The 15591-nt window shown below is 42.0% G+C and carries 15 protein-coding genes; all 15 read right to left on the reverse strand.

Annotation, left to right across the window (positions count from 1 at the left end):
* Window positions 1-28 precede the first annotated feature (28 nt).
* Complete coding sequence (locus tag ACDD58_RS02630; RefSeq protein WP_117947338.1) at window positions 29-856, reverse strand: hypothetical protein; 828 nt, start codon at window positions 854-856, stop codon at window positions 29-31.
* Window positions 857-872: 16 nt separating this feature from the next.
* Window positions 873-1067 (reverse strand): hypothetical protein, encoded by a 195-nt coding sequence (locus tag ACDD58_RS02635; RefSeq protein ID WP_370775578.1) that lies wholly within the window; start codon window positions 1065-1067, stop codon window positions 873-875.
* 247 nt (window positions 1068-1314) lie between these two features.
* On the reverse strand, window positions 1315-2571 hold the full coding sequence (locus tag ACDD58_RS02640) for a sensor histidine kinase (RefSeq protein ID WP_370775580.1): 1257 nt from the start codon (window positions 2569-2571) through the stop codon (window positions 1315-1317).
* 1 nt (window position 2572) lies between these two features.
* Window positions 2573-3280 (reverse strand): LytTR family DNA-binding domain-containing protein, encoded by a 708-nt coding sequence (locus tag ACDD58_RS02645; protein ID WP_243238044.1) that lies wholly within the window; start codon window positions 3278-3280, stop codon window positions 2573-2575.
* 421 nt (window positions 3281-3701) lie between these two features.
* Window positions 3702-3956: a helix-turn-helix domain-containing protein gene (locus ACDD58_RS02650; RefSeq protein ID WP_006859185.1), complete on the reverse strand. Its 255-nt coding sequence runs from the start codon at window positions 3954-3956 to the stop codon at window positions 3702-3704.
* 8 nt (window positions 3957-3964) lie between these two features.
* Window positions 3965-5755: a VirD4-like conjugal transfer protein, CD1115 family gene (locus ACDD58_RS02655; RefSeq protein WP_370775584.1), complete on the reverse strand. Its 1791-nt coding sequence runs from the start codon at window positions 5753-5755 to the stop codon at window positions 3965-3967.
* Window positions 5740-7290 carry a DUF3991 and toprim domain-containing protein gene (locus ACDD58_RS02660; RefSeq protein ID WP_147618315.1) on the reverse strand — a complete coding sequence of 517 codons (1551 nt, stop codon included), beginning with the start codon at window positions 7288-7290 and terminating at the stop codon, window positions 5740-5742. Before ACDD58_RS02660 ends, ACDD58_RS02655 begins: the two co-directional genes overlap by 16 nt.
* A 39-nt stretch (window positions 7291-7329) precedes the next feature.
* On the reverse strand, window positions 7330-10140 hold the full coding sequence (gene mobP3, locus ACDD58_RS02665) for a MobP3 family relaxase (protein ID WP_370775586.1): 2811 nt from the start codon (window positions 10138-10140) through the stop codon (window positions 7330-7332).
* Window positions 10141-10150: 10 nt separating this feature from the next.
* Window positions 10151-11641 (reverse strand): hypothetical protein, encoded by a 1491-nt coding sequence (locus ACDD58_RS02670; RefSeq protein ID WP_226948313.1) that lies wholly within the window; start codon window positions 11639-11641, stop codon window positions 10151-10153.
* A 526-nt stretch (window positions 11642-12167) separates the two neighbouring features.
* Window positions 12168-12626, reverse strand: a complete 459-nt coding sequence (locus tag ACDD58_RS02675; protein WP_015517143.1) for a hypothetical protein — start codon at window positions 12624-12626, stop codon at window positions 12168-12170.
* 290 nt (window positions 12627-12916) lie between these two features.
* Window positions 12917-13336 (reverse strand): PIN domain-containing protein, encoded by a 420-nt coding sequence (locus ACDD58_RS02680; RefSeq protein WP_015517142.1) that lies wholly within the window; start codon window positions 13334-13336, stop codon window positions 12917-12919.
* The gene (locus ACDD58_RS02685; RefSeq protein ID WP_006857303.1) at window positions 13320-13565 is read right to left on the reverse strand and encodes a hypothetical protein; all 246 of its coding nucleotides are present in this window, start codon (window positions 13563-13565) and stop codon (window positions 13320-13322) included. The genes ACDD58_RS02680 and ACDD58_RS02685 overlap by 17 nt, the downstream gene beginning before the upstream one ends.
* Before the next feature lie 63 nt (window positions 13566-13628).
* Window positions 13629-14039, reverse strand: coding sequence for a hypothetical protein (locus ACDD58_RS02690; protein ID WP_015517140.1), 411 nt, complete (start codon window positions 14037-14039; stop codon window positions 13629-13631).
* A gap of 199 nt (window positions 14040-14238) precedes the next feature.
* The gene (locus ACDD58_RS02695) at window positions 14239-14865 is read right to left on the reverse strand and encodes a DUF3879 family protein (RefSeq protein ID WP_118590733.1); all 627 of its coding nucleotides are present in this window, start codon (window positions 14863-14865) and stop codon (window positions 14239-14241) included.
* A 199-nt stretch (window positions 14866-15064) separates the two neighbouring features.
* Window positions 15065-15460, reverse strand: a complete 396-nt coding sequence (locus ACDD58_RS02700) for a hypothetical protein (RefSeq protein ID WP_015517138.1) — start codon at window positions 15458-15460, stop codon at window positions 15065-15067.
* Window positions 15461-15591 lie beyond the last annotated feature (131 nt).

Consider the following 15591-nt stretch of genomic DNA (forward strand, 5'->3'; position numbering starts at 1 on the left):
ATATTTCTCAAACATTTTAATACCCGCATTAAACAATAAAACCAATTTTTTCAAACAGAAATTCACAATATTTATGCATATCCTGATTTCCGCTTCTTAAAACAGAAGAAAACAAAGACTTTATATCTATATTTCCTCCCGTTCTTTCATATTGCTCCAGATAAAGTGAACGGAACTCTAAATAAGAATCTTGAATATAGTCACATGCCTGATTTATATCAAAGGCATCAAACGATTCATCCAATTTTGTATTCTGAAATTTCTGCTTATTTTCTGCATTTTGCTTTTGACTTTTGGCAACCATTTTGTCCCATTTTATCAGTTCCTCAAAACCTTTATTTAGCTTTTCCAATTCTTCATCCATTGACAACAGACGTCTTTTTCCACTCTCTGGATTATCGCATACATACACTTCTCTTGTTCCATTCCTATATCCTTCTACAATTTTTTGATACATAGTAGAATAGGCATATGCAGCTCCCATTCCAATATCATCGAAACCATATCCATTTTTACTTTCACGGATACTCTTTAAATATTTAGTCTCTTCATCCCATAATTCTTGAAGATAATCCTTTGACCAAGTAGTTTTAGGCACTGTTTCTCTAATATAATTTGCGTAACCAGCGTCTAAGGCAAACCTATCATGTATATATGCGTTTTCCTGATTTTCCCCATCGGCTTCATCTGAATGCCCTATCCTCCGGCATACGTCCTTGCCGGATGTTACGGTCATTTTTTCTTGCGATTCATTTGCCTTATGCTTTTTATGAGAAAGCTCTATAGTTTTCATATGATCGCCTTTTTGATGACCGTACAATGAAGATACGGTATTCTGACCAAAACCAATGTGCATACTTCTATTCCTCCAATCAGTTTATCTGAATTGTACCGTCTGCTATAACAAACTGTACATTCAACTCAGACATAATATCTTTGTGCTGTGTCCGGTTATATGCTAAAATTTCCCGGATATCACTTCCTCTTGCAACTGCCCTGCTAACCATTGCAGAATCAGAGAAATGCACAATATAAGAATTTTCTTTATCTCCTTTTGTGATACCCAATACATCCTTTCCAGATGTTGCTGTGATTTTTTCTTGTCCGCATACCTTTTTACTTTCTGCATTCTATTGGCTATAACGCGGATATTTACTATATAAATTTTTCTGTCGGTCATAGATGGAACCAATCTGATTATTTAAAATGTTCATAGCCCACTGCCCTCCCTTGCTTTTTTTATCGGATAAAATCACTTGTTTTCCCAGTCCCATGTCATCAAACGACCATATTACGCACACAAAGACCATCTCTTTACAAGATAACCACAGCCTTAAATTCATTTTCATCGCAGGAAAGCACCATGTCGCCGCCATATTTATCCACAACTGCTTTTACATTTAACAGCCCAATGCCGTGATGATCCCCTCTTTTGCTCTTTATCGTGTCATTTTCAATTTCCACCTTTTCTGTCACAGGATTTCGCACCGCAAATATCAGTTTATGATCTTCGCACTCTAATTTCAGATGAATGACCGCTTTTCCGGTATTTTTCAGTACCTTTTCACTCTCCCGGATTGCATTATCCAATAAATTAGAGAGCATAATCACAATCTCTTCCTCCTCCAGACATATCTCCTGCAAATCCCCTACTTTTAGGATTACTGCTATGTGTTTTTCCTGCATACTGCGGTATTTCTGGTTTAAAATAGCATTCACCACTGGATGATTCGTATTTATCGCCGACATCTCGACAGCTATGCTCTCTGTCAGCTTCTGCGTAAATGAAAGTGCCTCATCTGTGTGTCCATTCTTTATCAATGTCTGGATCGTGGAAAGCTGATTTTTATAATCGTGCATTTTTCTTCGCTGACGCTCATAGATTTCTTCCCGGTCCTGATAATCTGCAATACGATTTTTCTGATTTTGTTCCGTAAGTACCGCAATTTTTATTCTCTCTTCTTTTTCAATGGTATTCTGCATGAACTCCATAAGGATAAGGTTAATCGCAACCAGTCCCACCGAAAGAAATAAAAATACATTCTGCATATCATCGTTTTCTGAATAAAACATAAGAATGAAACCGACCACCGTAAATACAGGAACACAGAAAAACTGTAACCATTCTTTTCCTGTAATCAGACCGCAGCTTTTTCTTGTCTTGCTAAATCTTCTGATAAACAACATCAGAATGATAAAAACCGTCTTTGATATCAGTGCCTGTAAAAACCATTTTTCTTGGATTGAACCTCCTCTTCCCAGCAAAACAGTCACATAATCAATCAATACAAGCATTGTATAGTTGATGATTGAAAACAAAAAACTCTGCCGGAAGGAAACTTCATAATAAGCCAGATTCAGGAAAGACATAACCAGTATAATCGGGATACATTTTAACATTCCGATCCATGCCCCTGTGACTGCTACCAGATAAAGCACTCCGCAATAAACAAAAAATCTATATCTGTTCCTATATCCGCCATCTCTTTTTTCCATAAAAGTATCAAAAAAGTATAGCGTTCCTTTTACTTCCAGCATTTCCGCAATAAATGTCAATACCCAGAATGTCATGTTATTCTTCTCCCTTATACAGCATATATTCCCTCTTTACCTGTGCATATCGTGCCTTGGGAACCGGAATCTTTTTTCCTGTCGTAAGTGTCATCACATAACTGCTGATTTTGGTAATGTATTTCATATTTACAAGAAAACTTAAATGCGCCCGCACAAATCCCATATCCTTTAATTCGTTTTCCAGTTCATCCAGTTTTTTATAAATCTGAAATGTCCCTTTTTCTGTATAAAATACATTTTTGTGAAGCTCTGTTTCTATATAAATGATGTCATCTGCATAAAGTTTTATCGTTCCTTCCACAAAACGAAATTCGAGAATCCTACGGTTTTTATTAATTTCTGCTATCAAATCATCCATACATTCTTCTATAGTATCTGCAAGGTTATCTTTCAGCAGAAAACGGCTTGCTTTCACCTTATATCCATCCAGTGCGTAATTCATGTATGCCGTCACAAGTACAACCGGAAGTTTTGGGTATTTTTCTTTGATCCTCATAGCTGTTTTCAGCCCATCCATCCCCTGCATATTGATATCCAGAAATAATAGCTGACACGCTTCCAAAGCTGATTGTTCTTCGCATAACTGTTCTCCGGATTCATATTCTGTAATAGTAAACTCATAATTCTTTTTTTCACCATAGTTTGACAGCAAATCTGACAAATTTTTTCTGTCATCTATCCTGTCATCACAAATAATAATGTTCATATTTTTCATTCCTGTCTTTGATTGCTCTCATACCTGTAAACCATACAAGTCTCACCTAGCACTCTTTATTATATCAAACAAATCTTCCGCTCGATCATTCTCCGCATCAAATGACTATTTTTCGCATAGAACGACTATCTCCTATAGAAACGCAGAAGCACTGTATCTCAAACTCTTTGAAATACAATGCTTCCCTGCATTTTCTATATCGTCATGTTGATACCACTACTTTATGAATCCCCCACATGATCCATCTGATAATATTTCAATTCTTAGTTTTTTCCAAAAAAATATTGATGTTTCATATCGCCAACTGTATTTTCTTTTCTCTGTCCTTCCCCCTTAAAGTGAAAAGTTCCCTGCACAGGCCACGGTGAACCATACCATAGTCCACCTGACCGGCACAGTAATCCCTTTGTGCCTATTTTATGATTTCATAGAGCAGGCTGCTCTTTCCTCCGTTCTCACGCCATCTCTGCTTTTTTTGTATAAATCCTGCACACTCCAAATCATGGATTGCACGCTTGACCGTACTTACAGACAGGTGCAGCTCTCTGGCAATGGTACCGATTGCCGGATAGCATGTCCTCTCCCTGTCCGCACGAGTCTCCAGATACAGATAGACCGCCACCGCCCTGTGTGGCAGCTCTGTTTCATAAATTTCTTTCCTAGTCACCCTGCCTCCTAATCTTCCGTCCGTAAGGTCTGCCGCATCTTTTTCATGGTGTCCGTCAGCGGTGTCTGCTGCATCCCTCCTGTCCTTGCCGTTTCTGCAGGTGTCTCGTCTGGTTCTTCCATGCAGCACATATATCTCCGTATGATCTCCTCTTCAATCTCCTGCTTGTCTGCGTATGCTACCTTTCTTGCAGATTTTTCTTCGCTCTCATAAGGTTCTTCAAATGTGATGCCCCATTTTAAGAACAGTTTCAGTTTTGTCCGCATAGGGTGAGTCCCGGTCTTTGATACGATAAAGTTTCCTTTTGGCAGTGACTTCAATTCATCCGCTGTCATGAGTGGTCTTTGGATCATCTGAAGGGACTGGCTCGGATCATTCTTTCCCCGGCTGATGGAACCGGACATGACAGTTTTGCTGCCCAGGCTCTTGGAGAGCACTTCCGCTGACTCCGAGTTCGGTGCGAACCCACCGAAGATGGTATCCTGACAGTTATCGATAATGATTTCTGCACCCTCTTTCCCATAATTCTTATTAAGCTGGGCAAAGGACTGGATCATGGGTACGATACTCACCCTTCTGGATCGGGACGCTGAGAACATCATCTCTGCGCTTTCAATCTTCGGAATCGTTCCGACCTCATCCCAATAGAAAACTACACGGTTGTTCAGTTTCCCTCCGTTCTCGTCTGCCACCACGAGAATTTCCCGGTAGAGCTGCTGTAAAATCAGAGAAATAATAAAATACTTGGTATTGTCCTCCTCCGGCATGACCAGAAACACCGCCGTCTTTTTTTTGCAGAAAAGCTCTGCATCGATGGCGGTATCAAAACAGAGTATCTGCTCCAGCTCGGAATCCAGAAAAGCATTCAGTCTGGACAACGCTGTGGAGAGAACCGACTGCATGGACTGCTCTGCCGTATTTAAGGCTGCCCCTGCAAACCATTTCGCCTTGTGGGTATCCGGGAGTTTTGCCAGAAGTAGCTGGAACTGGTTTTTCCCTTTCACTTTGGATGGTGCAAGTAAATCCTGTATCAGTTTGAACACGCTGATGATATGCCTCTTTCCATCCGGGCAGAATTCCGCAATGAGCAGGATGGCAGCCGTCAGCACGCCTTCTGCCGCATCATAGAAAAATGCATTCTGTCCATAGCTGGAACTGTCCGTACCACCGGAGGAGATAATGGTCTTTGCCGTGATCTTTGCATACTTTTCTGCTTTTGCCTTAGCACTCAGGTCCGTATGGTCTGCAAGATACTCATCCATGTATTTGTTGACCAGATGGAGCATATTGTCACCATCGCTTCTGGTCGGATTACGGAGATCGATGACTGCCGTATGGTAGCCATAGTATTTTTTTGCAATGCCTGCATAGTTGCGGTATAAGTCTCCCTTTGTATCCGTGGTCAGGAAACTCATTCCACAGGCACAGGCATATTCAATGTTGGGATACAGAAAATGTGCGGTCTTTCCGACTCCTGCCGCGCCAATCATCAGGCAATGCACATCCCCGGTATCCACCAGTGCGTATAGTTTTCCTGCCCGCTCCATGCTGCCGAGTACCAGTCCCTGTGCAGCCGGCAGGTTCTCACCCCTGCGCCACAGCTCCGGTTCATAGGGCACCTGCACATAGGTTTCTGCGATTTCCTTTTTCGTGGCAAATCTCGCCGTTCCATGCTGACCGTCCCCGACAGTCCTGCTCTTGATTCCGTTTAATGTATAATAGTGTGACAGAAGTGACACGCCTCCAATCACGGAAAACATTGCCACCCCTGCGATCACCAGCATCACGACTGGCTGCATAGCATCATTCCTCCCTCCTGATGTTCCATTTTCTGTTCCTTCACAGTCTGTTTTGCCGGCTTCATCTGCTCTTCCCCGCAGTCGATGGCAACAAAAATATGAGCCCGGATGCATTCCATCGCAAGGCTCATACATTTTCTGGCAAGCAGTTCCTGATCTTCTTTTTGTTCTAAGTCTTTTGTATCGAACACCTCCAGTGTTTCTTCAAAGGCTGCCTGCATCTGCCGGATGCGGGTGTTGAAGTTTCCCTTGTCTTTATGCGGCTGATAACGCTTTGACAGATTTTCCAGTATCTGGTCTGCACTAGTTTCCCTGCCAAGTGCGATTCCCTCTTTTTCCATGCACCGCACAAGCACTCCGGTCAAAAGCATCCCCGGTCCGTCAAAGGCATCCATAAGCTGTTCCCTGCTCCTGCCCTTTTTCAGTTCATTATAAATATCCTGATAATAACGGCAGATATAACTTCTGTTGGCATACTTGATGTTGATGGATTCCGTCACTTCTTTCAGCACCTCTGTCCATGCCCTGCATTCCATGACTCTCGGATGCTCCTGTGCCGGAATTGTTTCCTCACCATATCTGCCTTTTAAATCCTCATTCCAGTCTTTGCAGGCTGACTGTAACCTCTTTACCGCACCATATCCATTGCGTACCAGAATCTCTGCCAGTCTGCCGCACGCCTCTATGCCTGCCGGATCATGGTCAAGGCACAGCACAACCGTATCCAGTCTGGGATTGTCTTTCAATGCCTGCAGCATGGCATGCTCTGCCACACCGTTTAAGGTGATATAACTGTTCCCCTGCCAGTTCTCTGGATACAAGGACAGAAATGATAACAGGTCAATGGGTGCCTCAAACACATACAGTCTGTTCCCGGTTCCCCTGTATCCAAATCCGTAGGCAACTTCCGAGCCTTCCTGATTCAGCCGGAAGCTCCTGCCGTCAGAACAGCTCCCCTTCACATGGATATGCCGGATTTTCCCCTCGCTGTCCAGTCCGGCAAACACAATGTTGTGATGCTCCGCAGATTCATATATGGTTCCTGCCTTTGCAAAGTACGAGAGGATTTCCCTGTCAATATGACGTTTCTGCAGAAGATATGCATAGACTCTCTTCATGGTCGGATTTTTCTCCGGCAGTTTCAGTTCCTTTGGCTCTTTCTGTTCTTTTCTTTCCTCTGTCTGTTCTTTTTCTACAGCCTGCCGTCCCTTCCCGGCTTTTATCGGTTTTCTTTTTGTCTCCTGCCTTTTTCCCCGTTCAATAAGCTGTCCCTGTTCTCCGTCCAGCAGATAGCTCACCGCCTCCGGGTAGGACATCCCGAAGAACTCCTGCATGAAATCAATGGCATGACTTCCGACCTGTCTGCTGTGGCGGTACCAACTGCTCCCCCGAAAAGTCACACTCCTGTGCCGTTTCCAACGCCATTCATTCCCGGAACGCTCCACTTCCTCATGCTCCCGGCGAAGGATGTCCGCAATATGTACCGCATTGGCTCGCTCCTTCTGTTCCTCTGTAAAGTAAATAAAATCTCCCAATCGTACCTCCTCTCATCATTTCTACTTCTCCTCCTGTGATCACTGTGTCTGTACCATGTCCTCATGGTCATCCACGGCATGTCCCTGTGCAATCTTCTTCTGCCGGATTTTTCGTGCCAGTTTTCTGTCAATCCCCTGCCTGTGGCCTCCGCTCTTCCTTCCAGCCACATTCTCTTCGATGATATGTTCCAGATGCCGCATGAGCCTTGTTGCCATTAAGAGCAGATCGGGGTGTGGCATGTCATTCCAGTGTTCTAAAAAATACGCTGCATAAATGTTTCCCTGCTCTGCGGATTTTAAAAAATAGTCGTATGCCAGTTCCTTGTCCTGCTGGACATCCTTTCCGATCAGATACACTTTACCAAGGGTATATTGTGCATACTGGTTTCCGGTGTCTGCCGCCATCTTCAGATAATGCAGTGCCAGCTCTGTGTTCTTTGGCAGTTCTTCTCCGGCAAGATAAAGTTTCCCTAACCTGTATGCTGCAAATTCATTTTTCTGTTTCGCAGCCAGTGTCAGATACTGTATGGCTGCTGGAATGTTTTTGTTGTCCTCTTCCAGATATATTTTTCCAAGCTGATACTGTGCATAGATGTTTCCGGCATCTGCGGCACGTTTCAGGTGGAACACTGCTTTTTCCATGTCTGCCGCCACCAGTGTGCCTTCCCTGTACAAGCGTCCCAGTGCATAATCCGCAAACGGATTTTCCTGTGCGGCTGATTCTTCCAGCCACTTTACCGCTTTTGCAATCTTTGCGTAATCCGGTGCTGTCCCAGACTCCCCGCTTAACTTTTGGCTCTCCTGTCTGATATAGAGTCTGGCAAGCTGATAGGAGGCATGGGTGTTGCCATAATCAGATGCTTTTGTCAGATAATGTTCGGCTTTCGTTTCGTCTGCCTCTGTCCCTATCCCATGCAGATACATGCAGCCAATACGATACCAGAGCGTATCATCCTTTGATTTTTTCTCCAGATTCAGAAAACCTAGAAAAGCAGCACGATAACAATTTTCCGACTTTTCCTGATTTTTCTCTGTTCCGCATCCTGTCTCATAAAGTTTTCCAAGTTCATACGCCGCATAGGGATTTCCCTTGCTGTAAGACCGGAACAGCAGACTATATGCGGTTTCCTCATTCTGCTCTACTCCTTTCCCCTGCAGATAAAGCATGCCAAGGGAATAGAGCGCATACTTATGTTCCTTTACTGCCGCCTTGAAAAACCACTCCGCTGCCTGTTCCAGATTCTCGTCTGTGCCAAGTCCGTACTGGTACATTTTTCCGATGCGGTATTCCAGATAGGTATTCTTTTTCTTCTGCTCTACATAATGCATTGCCGCTAATGCTTTTTGGTACCACACATCTGCCTTTTCTTTGTCTGCCTCACATCCAATGCCCTGTGCATAAATCTTTCCCATGTCGTGCATGGCATACGCATTCCCATGCTCTGCCTCTTCCAGCATAATCTCATGGGCTGCCTCCTCATCCGGTTCTGCCTCCATCGTGCCATAGAGATATTCCCTCGCTTCTTTATACCGGTCCGTCCATCTGGCAAAATAAGAAATGGATTCCCCCTGCCCTTCTTCCTGCCTGTCTGATTCCTGCTCTTCCATTTCCGTCTGTTCAGGCAGGATATCCGGCATGTCCTCCCCCTGCAATGCGGCAAGGTTTTCCGTCTGCTGTTCGGATATCTCTTCCAGCCGTTCCATTCCTGTTTCCGCTTCTTCCAGATACAGATACCCTTCTCCAAAACGGACTGCCTCACGGATGACCATATTTTTAATGCTCTTTAGCTCCTTCTGCTGTGACAGCGGTATCCTCTCTATTTCCGAATCTTTATAGTAATGCTGTATCTCCTCCCTGCTTTTTAGCCATGCCTGATAGCATTCTGCCACACGCTCTTCCTTTGCCAGTTCATCTACAATGTCATTTACGATGGCTTTCACATCTGCTTTCAAGTATCCATATACCTTTTTCCCTCCGGTATTTTTTAACCGTCTGGATAAAAGCTGCATCTGCTCTGCAATCTTGAGATTATGACAGACTCCCTCCTGCATTTGCTGCAACAAAAAAAGCAGACTTTTTTCTGCCTGCTCTTTTAACTGGTTTCTCTGTTCGGTTGCCTTCTCATAGATGCTTAGAAACTCCTGCCGGAAAATATCATGTGCGTATGCAGAACGCATGGCATCAATTCCCTTTGCCGTCAAGTATCCCTCGGACGGATCAGAAGAATAGACCACCAGATGCACATGGGGATGATGGGATTCATTGTGGAATGCCGCATACCATTTCAGGTTCCGGCTGTCTATCTTACAATTCTCACACAGCAACTGCACCCTGCTCCTCAACAGTGCCTGCCACTGGGCGGCACTGTCATAGCCTAACCGCTCGGCATCCTCCCTCCGCAGGCTGATGACATTCGTCCAGATCACACCGGGATGATTTGCCACCTCTTCTGCCACACGGGACAGCACCACTGGTTCTCCCTCATTTGAAAACAGACCGTGAGTACCTATGATTTCTACTCCCGGTCTGTTTGCCAGATAATCCATATAATTTTTCTTTTTCGCTATGATGTCAAGGTTATTTTCCAACGCCTGCGTAATAAACTCCGATGCATTTTCTCTGGTTGGTCTTTGGATATAATCGTGATACTCATGCATCCGGTTCGCATCGGGAATCTTTGCCAGAATATCTTCAATCAGACTTTTCTGCCGGTCGGTGGCTGGCAGTGAAGATGTCGTGCTGCCTACCTTCTCCACGCCCTCACGGGTGCCGATGTAATTGATGTAATTAGCAAGGTGTGCGGGCGGGGAGTTTTTGAGGTAGTTGCAGCGTAGGATAAGTTTGGGCATGGTGTCCTCCTTATTGGTCTGTCCCTAATTCCTTTTTCAGCTTTTCTGCTATTTTATTGAAATAATCTCTTTCTCCAATAAAATGCATATCGCCAACTGCCTGATATATATTCAATATTTCCAGAACACTCTTATAGTCGTTGCCTCCTCTTTTGTTTTCAACAAGTGCTTTCACAACATCATCAAATCTGCTTTTATCCTTTTTATAGGTTGCCAGAAGCATCTCCAGATCATCTATTGTCATAATATAACATCTTGGATCTTGCTCAAATATTTCCGGCAATGAGCCGACTATCATCTGTGTATTTGTCATACTCTCATACAAAAGAAAAACCTTTATTACAGGTTTCTCTCCTTTATATTCCTGCTCTGATGCCTTCAACTGCTCATATGCCTCTTTTATGTTCCTGTTATAAAATATATCAATCTGCCCAACATCCGGCACCTGCTGTTTTGCTCCCAGTCCAAGTAATCCTGATTTTAATTCAAACAAAAATACCGCTTCATCCACTTCAACATAATAATCAGCACTCTTTTTTCTTTCCTCTGGAATCTTATGCCATGAATTCTTGGGCAGATATAAACCTGCCAGTTCTTCAAAGTAATCCTCAAACATCTCTCCAAAAGCAATTATAAATTTGGTTCCCCAATGATTGTTGTGATAGTAATCCCGAATCAGCCAGTACAATCCATCTGCTATCATCATCTGTACCAAATAGAAACTGACTGCAATCGTTTCTTTCGTCTTTTGCGTAATCACAAATGGTTTGTTGTAGAAAATCTGTTTTCGCAATGATGAGTTTCTCACCTGTTCATAGGTCACAGAATAATAACTTATAACCCGCTCCAGATTTTTCTTTGTCAGGATGCTATTTTCTTTTTTTCTATATAACTCTTCCGGTGCGCTTAATGGATCTGGATGAATAGAACACAGCCACCAGATAATCCATTCTACTGCTAACAATTCCTCTGCTGTAAGTCCAAATAATTCGTTTGTAATCACATTGATATCAACTATTTTTTCCCTGTTAATATTAGGCGAACCGATCAGCATATGGTAATTGCGGTTATAGTTCTGATATATCCATGCCGGATTTGCGTATTTAAATTGTTCATATGACATTCCCATCAAATATTTGAATATACTAGGCAGTCCATTATTTCCAATATATTCACTTCCTGAATGCTTATTTTCATACCCACGATACAGGTTGACCACTCTTCCTGCTAATTGTTCTGTCATAATATCATTTCTGTAATCATTGGAATTCGTGATAGAAAGATATGCCATGTTTGGAATATCCCATGCCGATAACATGACTTTTGCCTGCTTATGTATAAAACCATGCTGAATAATGTTTAAAGGAAATGTAATATTACATACCAAATGTTCATCTAATTTTTCTACTTGATTTTTATATATTTCAATAGATTTTTCTGCAAAAAAATAGATAAAATCTCTGGTAGCATAGTTCTTAATGAACCCTTCAAAATCTTTCAACTATGTTTCCTCCTCATAAATTCACAGCTTTTAAGAGTACAGAAAAGACCACTACCGAAGTAATGGTCCTGTATTCCCTTCTGTGATGTACTCTGTAAAGGGTGGTTTCTGCCACCTGAATACATAACGGCTGGCGGCTCATTTGTGGTGAATGTATGCAGCCGAAAGGCGGTGGTCAATCAATAGAATCCAGTATTTTCTTGATGGGCACACAGTACAGAGTATGAAAAAGCTGCTGAAACTCTCCTTTTCTGGATTGTTCAGCAGCTTTTTATGTAAAATCCTTTGCAAATATATCTGCCCCCACGCAGGGTTCCTTGTGCTGAGCAAATCTGTTAGAATAATCGGAATAAGTCGAACAGAATTATTCTATTCTCACATCAACCTTTTCGATATGGACATAAACCATTGGTAGAGTAACGATTATTTGGTTTCTCGGCTTTCGGGTGTTCTCAACGTAATAGCATACACTGTTTCCGCTTTTCCATCGGTTATGTTTCCACCGTATCGGAATAGTTCTGGCACTTTAATCGGGGCTGAACTCCTTATCAGTGATAACATAATTAAATTCATTTGTGCCGAAGATTTCTTTATCTAAATCTGTAATGGTAAATGTAGTTCCATCAAATTTCATATTTCCGCTGGTGCTATCAATGGTTGTATCGTTTTCCACAGTATTCAGATAAGCAATCCGGTCTCTGCCATGCAGTTCATAGGCTTGCCAACCATCCACCCCCTGAAAATAGGCTGTAACCTTGGCAAATGGTTCATCATTCTCCTTTTTGCAAATGAGATAACTGCTGCTATCCTCAGATACCCATGTAGCAGTCATTCCCCAAGGACCTTCCTTGCTGACATATTCTCCGAATTCATGATTGTTTGTCCAGGTAATTCCCAGGTAAGTCATAAATCCTACAACTACCAAGACAGCTACCAGAGCTACTGCAAGGATAACACCAATTACAGTCTTAGTTTTCTTTTTCATCTAAATCACTCCTTCTTAAATTTGTCTGTTAAGAAATTTTTGATTTAGCTTACGCTCACATTATATCAATATTCAAAAGGATAGTCAATTTAATCCGTCTAAGGGCGCACTTACTCACCACTCAAAAGTGGGCGGTGCTACTGCCTGCGGCAGTCGTGCGCTCTCCGAGGGGGGACGGTTGCCTTCTTCGGCAGGTAGCACTATGCAGCCAAGAGGGGTTGACACCCCTCTGTTTTTACAAAGCCGTATTGCAATGCGAAATATCCCCTTGACAAATCGACTCCTGATAATTAATTTTTTTCTAACTCTCTCAACAACTCATCTGGGAGAATTACTTTTACTCTTGAATGCTTAAAATCAGCCGGATTTCGTGTAACAATATAATCTGCCATAGACTCAACTGCACATTCTTCCTGCAGACCATCTTCAAAATCTGAAAATACATTGTTTTCCAATGCAGCTACTATCTTCTTTTCATTCAAGTCAGAAATCTGAAATATCTCACATAAATTTTTCAGAAGAAATCTTCTTTCTTCCTGACTGAAATTTTTTCTAAGAATATAAAACAAGTTTGGTATGCTATGTGCCGCAAGTATTCCTGTTATTTCCCTTGCCGCACATTTTTCCATAATTCTTTTTGCATCATCAGCATATGGTTCCCGATTGGCAAGTGCATCTATAATAATATTTGTGTCAACCAATATTACCATACTTTTCCTCCCTTGCCTCCTGTAATTCCTTGTCTGCGTCAAAATCTTCTGGTAATCTTCCGCTGAACTTCAGCACATTCTGGAGTGCTTCCATTGCCTGTTTCTTATCTGCAGGTCTGTTGGATGACATTTCCTCAAGATTCTGAAGAATATTAATCACATAAAACATTTTTTCATCTGGAATACGTTCTATCAATTCAACTGCCCGTTCCTTCATCTGTGTCATCATGTACCACTCCTTCCTTTTCTTTTATCATACTGTAAGTCTTACCGCATTTCAATAAATTATTTCTTAAAAACGATCCCCCTGCTGATATTGATATGCCTCCTCAAACCTCACTGCTCCATTGATCCGTTTCACCTCTTCTGCACACTTCGCCTGCAGCTTTCCGAGTGCCTGCTCATCCACACCATGGCTGTATGCGATCACATGGGACAGCTTGGAAGTTTCCACTGCAAGTTTATACATTGCACGAGCCATGCGGTTCTCGCTGTCCTTTACCGTTGCATGCATGACAGAGGAGATGGTTGTCAGCATATAATTTTCTATTTTCTCCGAAGTGAGATATCCGATATAAAACCGCAGTGCCCGATTGACGAATTCGTTTCGTGAACGCACATCTGCCTGTGGTAACAGGGCATCTACCTGCCCCAGCAGTTCTTCTTCAATATAAAATGCTTTTCTTATCTTTTCAGTTCCCATACACTGCCTTTTCATAATTATCTTTGTAAATTTGTGTTATCAGCGGCTCGCTGTCCAGCCTTGCTATTTTTTCATAAATCTGCTCCTTTACATAAAAACAGAGCGCATAGATTTGTTTTCTATACGCTCTGACACCGGGGTTTTTATTTAGTTGTAATTGTGGTAATGGTTATTTAGCCCAAATTGAAGTGATTGTATTTTATACTGATACATCAATAGAATTACGAACTAACCTATTACCATTTTTTACAAGAGTAGATTCCACTGATTCTCTTGTAACGTTATCAAGAATGCTTGTATCAAACTTTTGTCCCGGCTTCCAATTTGGATTAGCTGATTTCACTGCTGCATACATAGCGGCTCTATACTGTCCTTCATATTGTTCTAAAGTCCATGTACCACTTAAACGTTTATCTTTACTTACACTTAACTGATAATCTTTGAAAATATCTGAACGCTTCGTTGTGTCACCATTTGAAATACCGTTTTCCTGAATAAATTCCTTCTTCACATTATCAAACATCTTTTGACGATATTCCTCAGATACACTCGTAAGTTTCTGCCACGATGTACCTTTGCCAGTAACATCCATTCCTGCCACTCCATTTGCATTCAGTAAATCACCATCCGAATCAAATTGTTTCATCAAATTCTTAATAATCGTATCTCTTCCACCGAACGTTTCATATATCATTTTTTCTTCTGGTGACATCATGGATTCATTTTGTATAACGCCTGATAACCAGCCTTTTTCTTTCAAAGCCTTATATTGTTTGCTATTTGTATTGATGCCATTATATGTATTACCTGATCCGCTAATATTCATCGACATATAAAAACCTCCTTGTAAATAAATTCAAAATCCGTTTAGAATTAACTCAATGCTATGTAATATATCGTCATAAACCTCAGAAAAATAAGCACACCAATCTCTACAAATTGCCATTCTGTAAAATTTGTTTGTCACCCTACACACTATCCAACATCTGCTGGCTTATTCCCGTACTCTGCTCCTCAGTTTGTTTCTACACAGCCTCTAATATCATGCTCCTGTATGCTTCTTCGTTTTCCGCACTGACCGACATTTCAATTCCGTCCATCATGTTTTTGACTCTCACATTATCCGCGGCATAATAAAATGTTTCACCGCTATATTCTTCTGTTTCTCCATGCCTTGGAAATCCTATGTCACAAAATTCCTGCAGTTCTTCCTCTCCCTCCCGGAAATGGAATGATACCGTATCCTGTTCCATATCCATTTCAATTCCAAATGATGCCTGCTCTTTCACTGCAAGTTGAAACATCTGCTCTTTTTTAACCGCAGTAAATAATTCTTTTCCCTCTATCTCTTCCGGGAACAAATAATTGCCTTTCATCTGTTCCAGCATTGGTGCTACACATAATCCTTTTTGTGGTGACATCGGATCATTCAGCACACCCTTTAAGCTATGCAGAAAATCAGCTACTGCAAAAGGGTAACTGAACCCTCCTGCATGTTCCGAAAAAAATAGTGTTCCTTCCCGTTTTCATGAACGGTATAAATTGCTTTTGT

Source organism: Roseburia sp. (assembly GCF_041325975.1).
GTDB lineage: Bacteria > Bacillota > Clostridia > Lachnospirales > Lachnospiraceae > Roseburia > Roseburia rectibacter.

What these genes read in the sequence shown, in the direction of transcription:
- ACDD58_RS02630 (WP_117947338.1), bottom strand. Translation starts at nt 856, where the DNA reads ATGCACATTGGTTTTGGTCAGAATACCGTATCTTCATTGTACGGTCAT.
- ACDD58_RS02640 (WP_370775580.1), bottom strand. Translation starts at nt 2,571, where the DNA reads ATGACATTCTGGGTATTGACATTTATTGCGGAAATGCTGGAAGTAAAA.
- ACDD58_RS02645 (WP_243238044.1), bottom strand. Translation starts at nt 3,280, where the DNA reads ATGAACATTATTATTTGTGATGACAGGATAGATGACAGAAAAAATTTG.
- ACDD58_RS02655 (WP_370775584.1), bottom strand. Translation starts at nt 5,755, where the DNA reads ATGCAGCCAGTCGTGATGCTGGTGATCGCAGGGGTGGCAATGTTTTCC.
- mobP3 (WP_370775586.1), bottom strand. Translation starts at nt 10,140, where the DNA reads ATGCCCAAACTTATCCTACGCTGCAACTACCTCAAAAACTCCCCGCCC.
- ACDD58_RS02675 (WP_015517143.1), bottom strand. Translation starts at nt 12,626, where the DNA reads ATGAAAAAGAAAACTAAGACTGTAATTGGTGTTATCCTTGCAGTAGCT.
- ACDD58_RS02680 (WP_015517142.1), bottom strand. Translation starts at nt 13,336, where the DNA reads ATGGTAATATTGGTTGACACAAATATTATTATAGATGCACTTGCCAAT.
- ACDD58_RS02685 (WP_006857303.1), bottom strand. Translation starts at nt 13,565, where the DNA reads ATGATGACACAGATGAAGGAACGGGCAGTTGAATTGATAGAACGTATT.
- ACDD58_RS02690 (WP_015517140.1), bottom strand. Translation starts at nt 14,039, where the DNA reads ATGGGAACTGAAAAGATAAGAAAAGCATTTTATATTGAAGAAGAACTG.
- ACDD58_RS02695 (WP_118590733.1), bottom strand. Translation starts at nt 14,865, where the DNA reads ATGAATATTAGCGGATCAGGTAATACATATAATGGCATCAATACAAAT.
- ACDD58_RS02700 (WP_015517138.1), bottom strand. Translation starts at nt 15,460, where the DNA reads ATGTCACCACAAAAAGGATTATGTGTAGCACCAATGCTGGAACAGATG.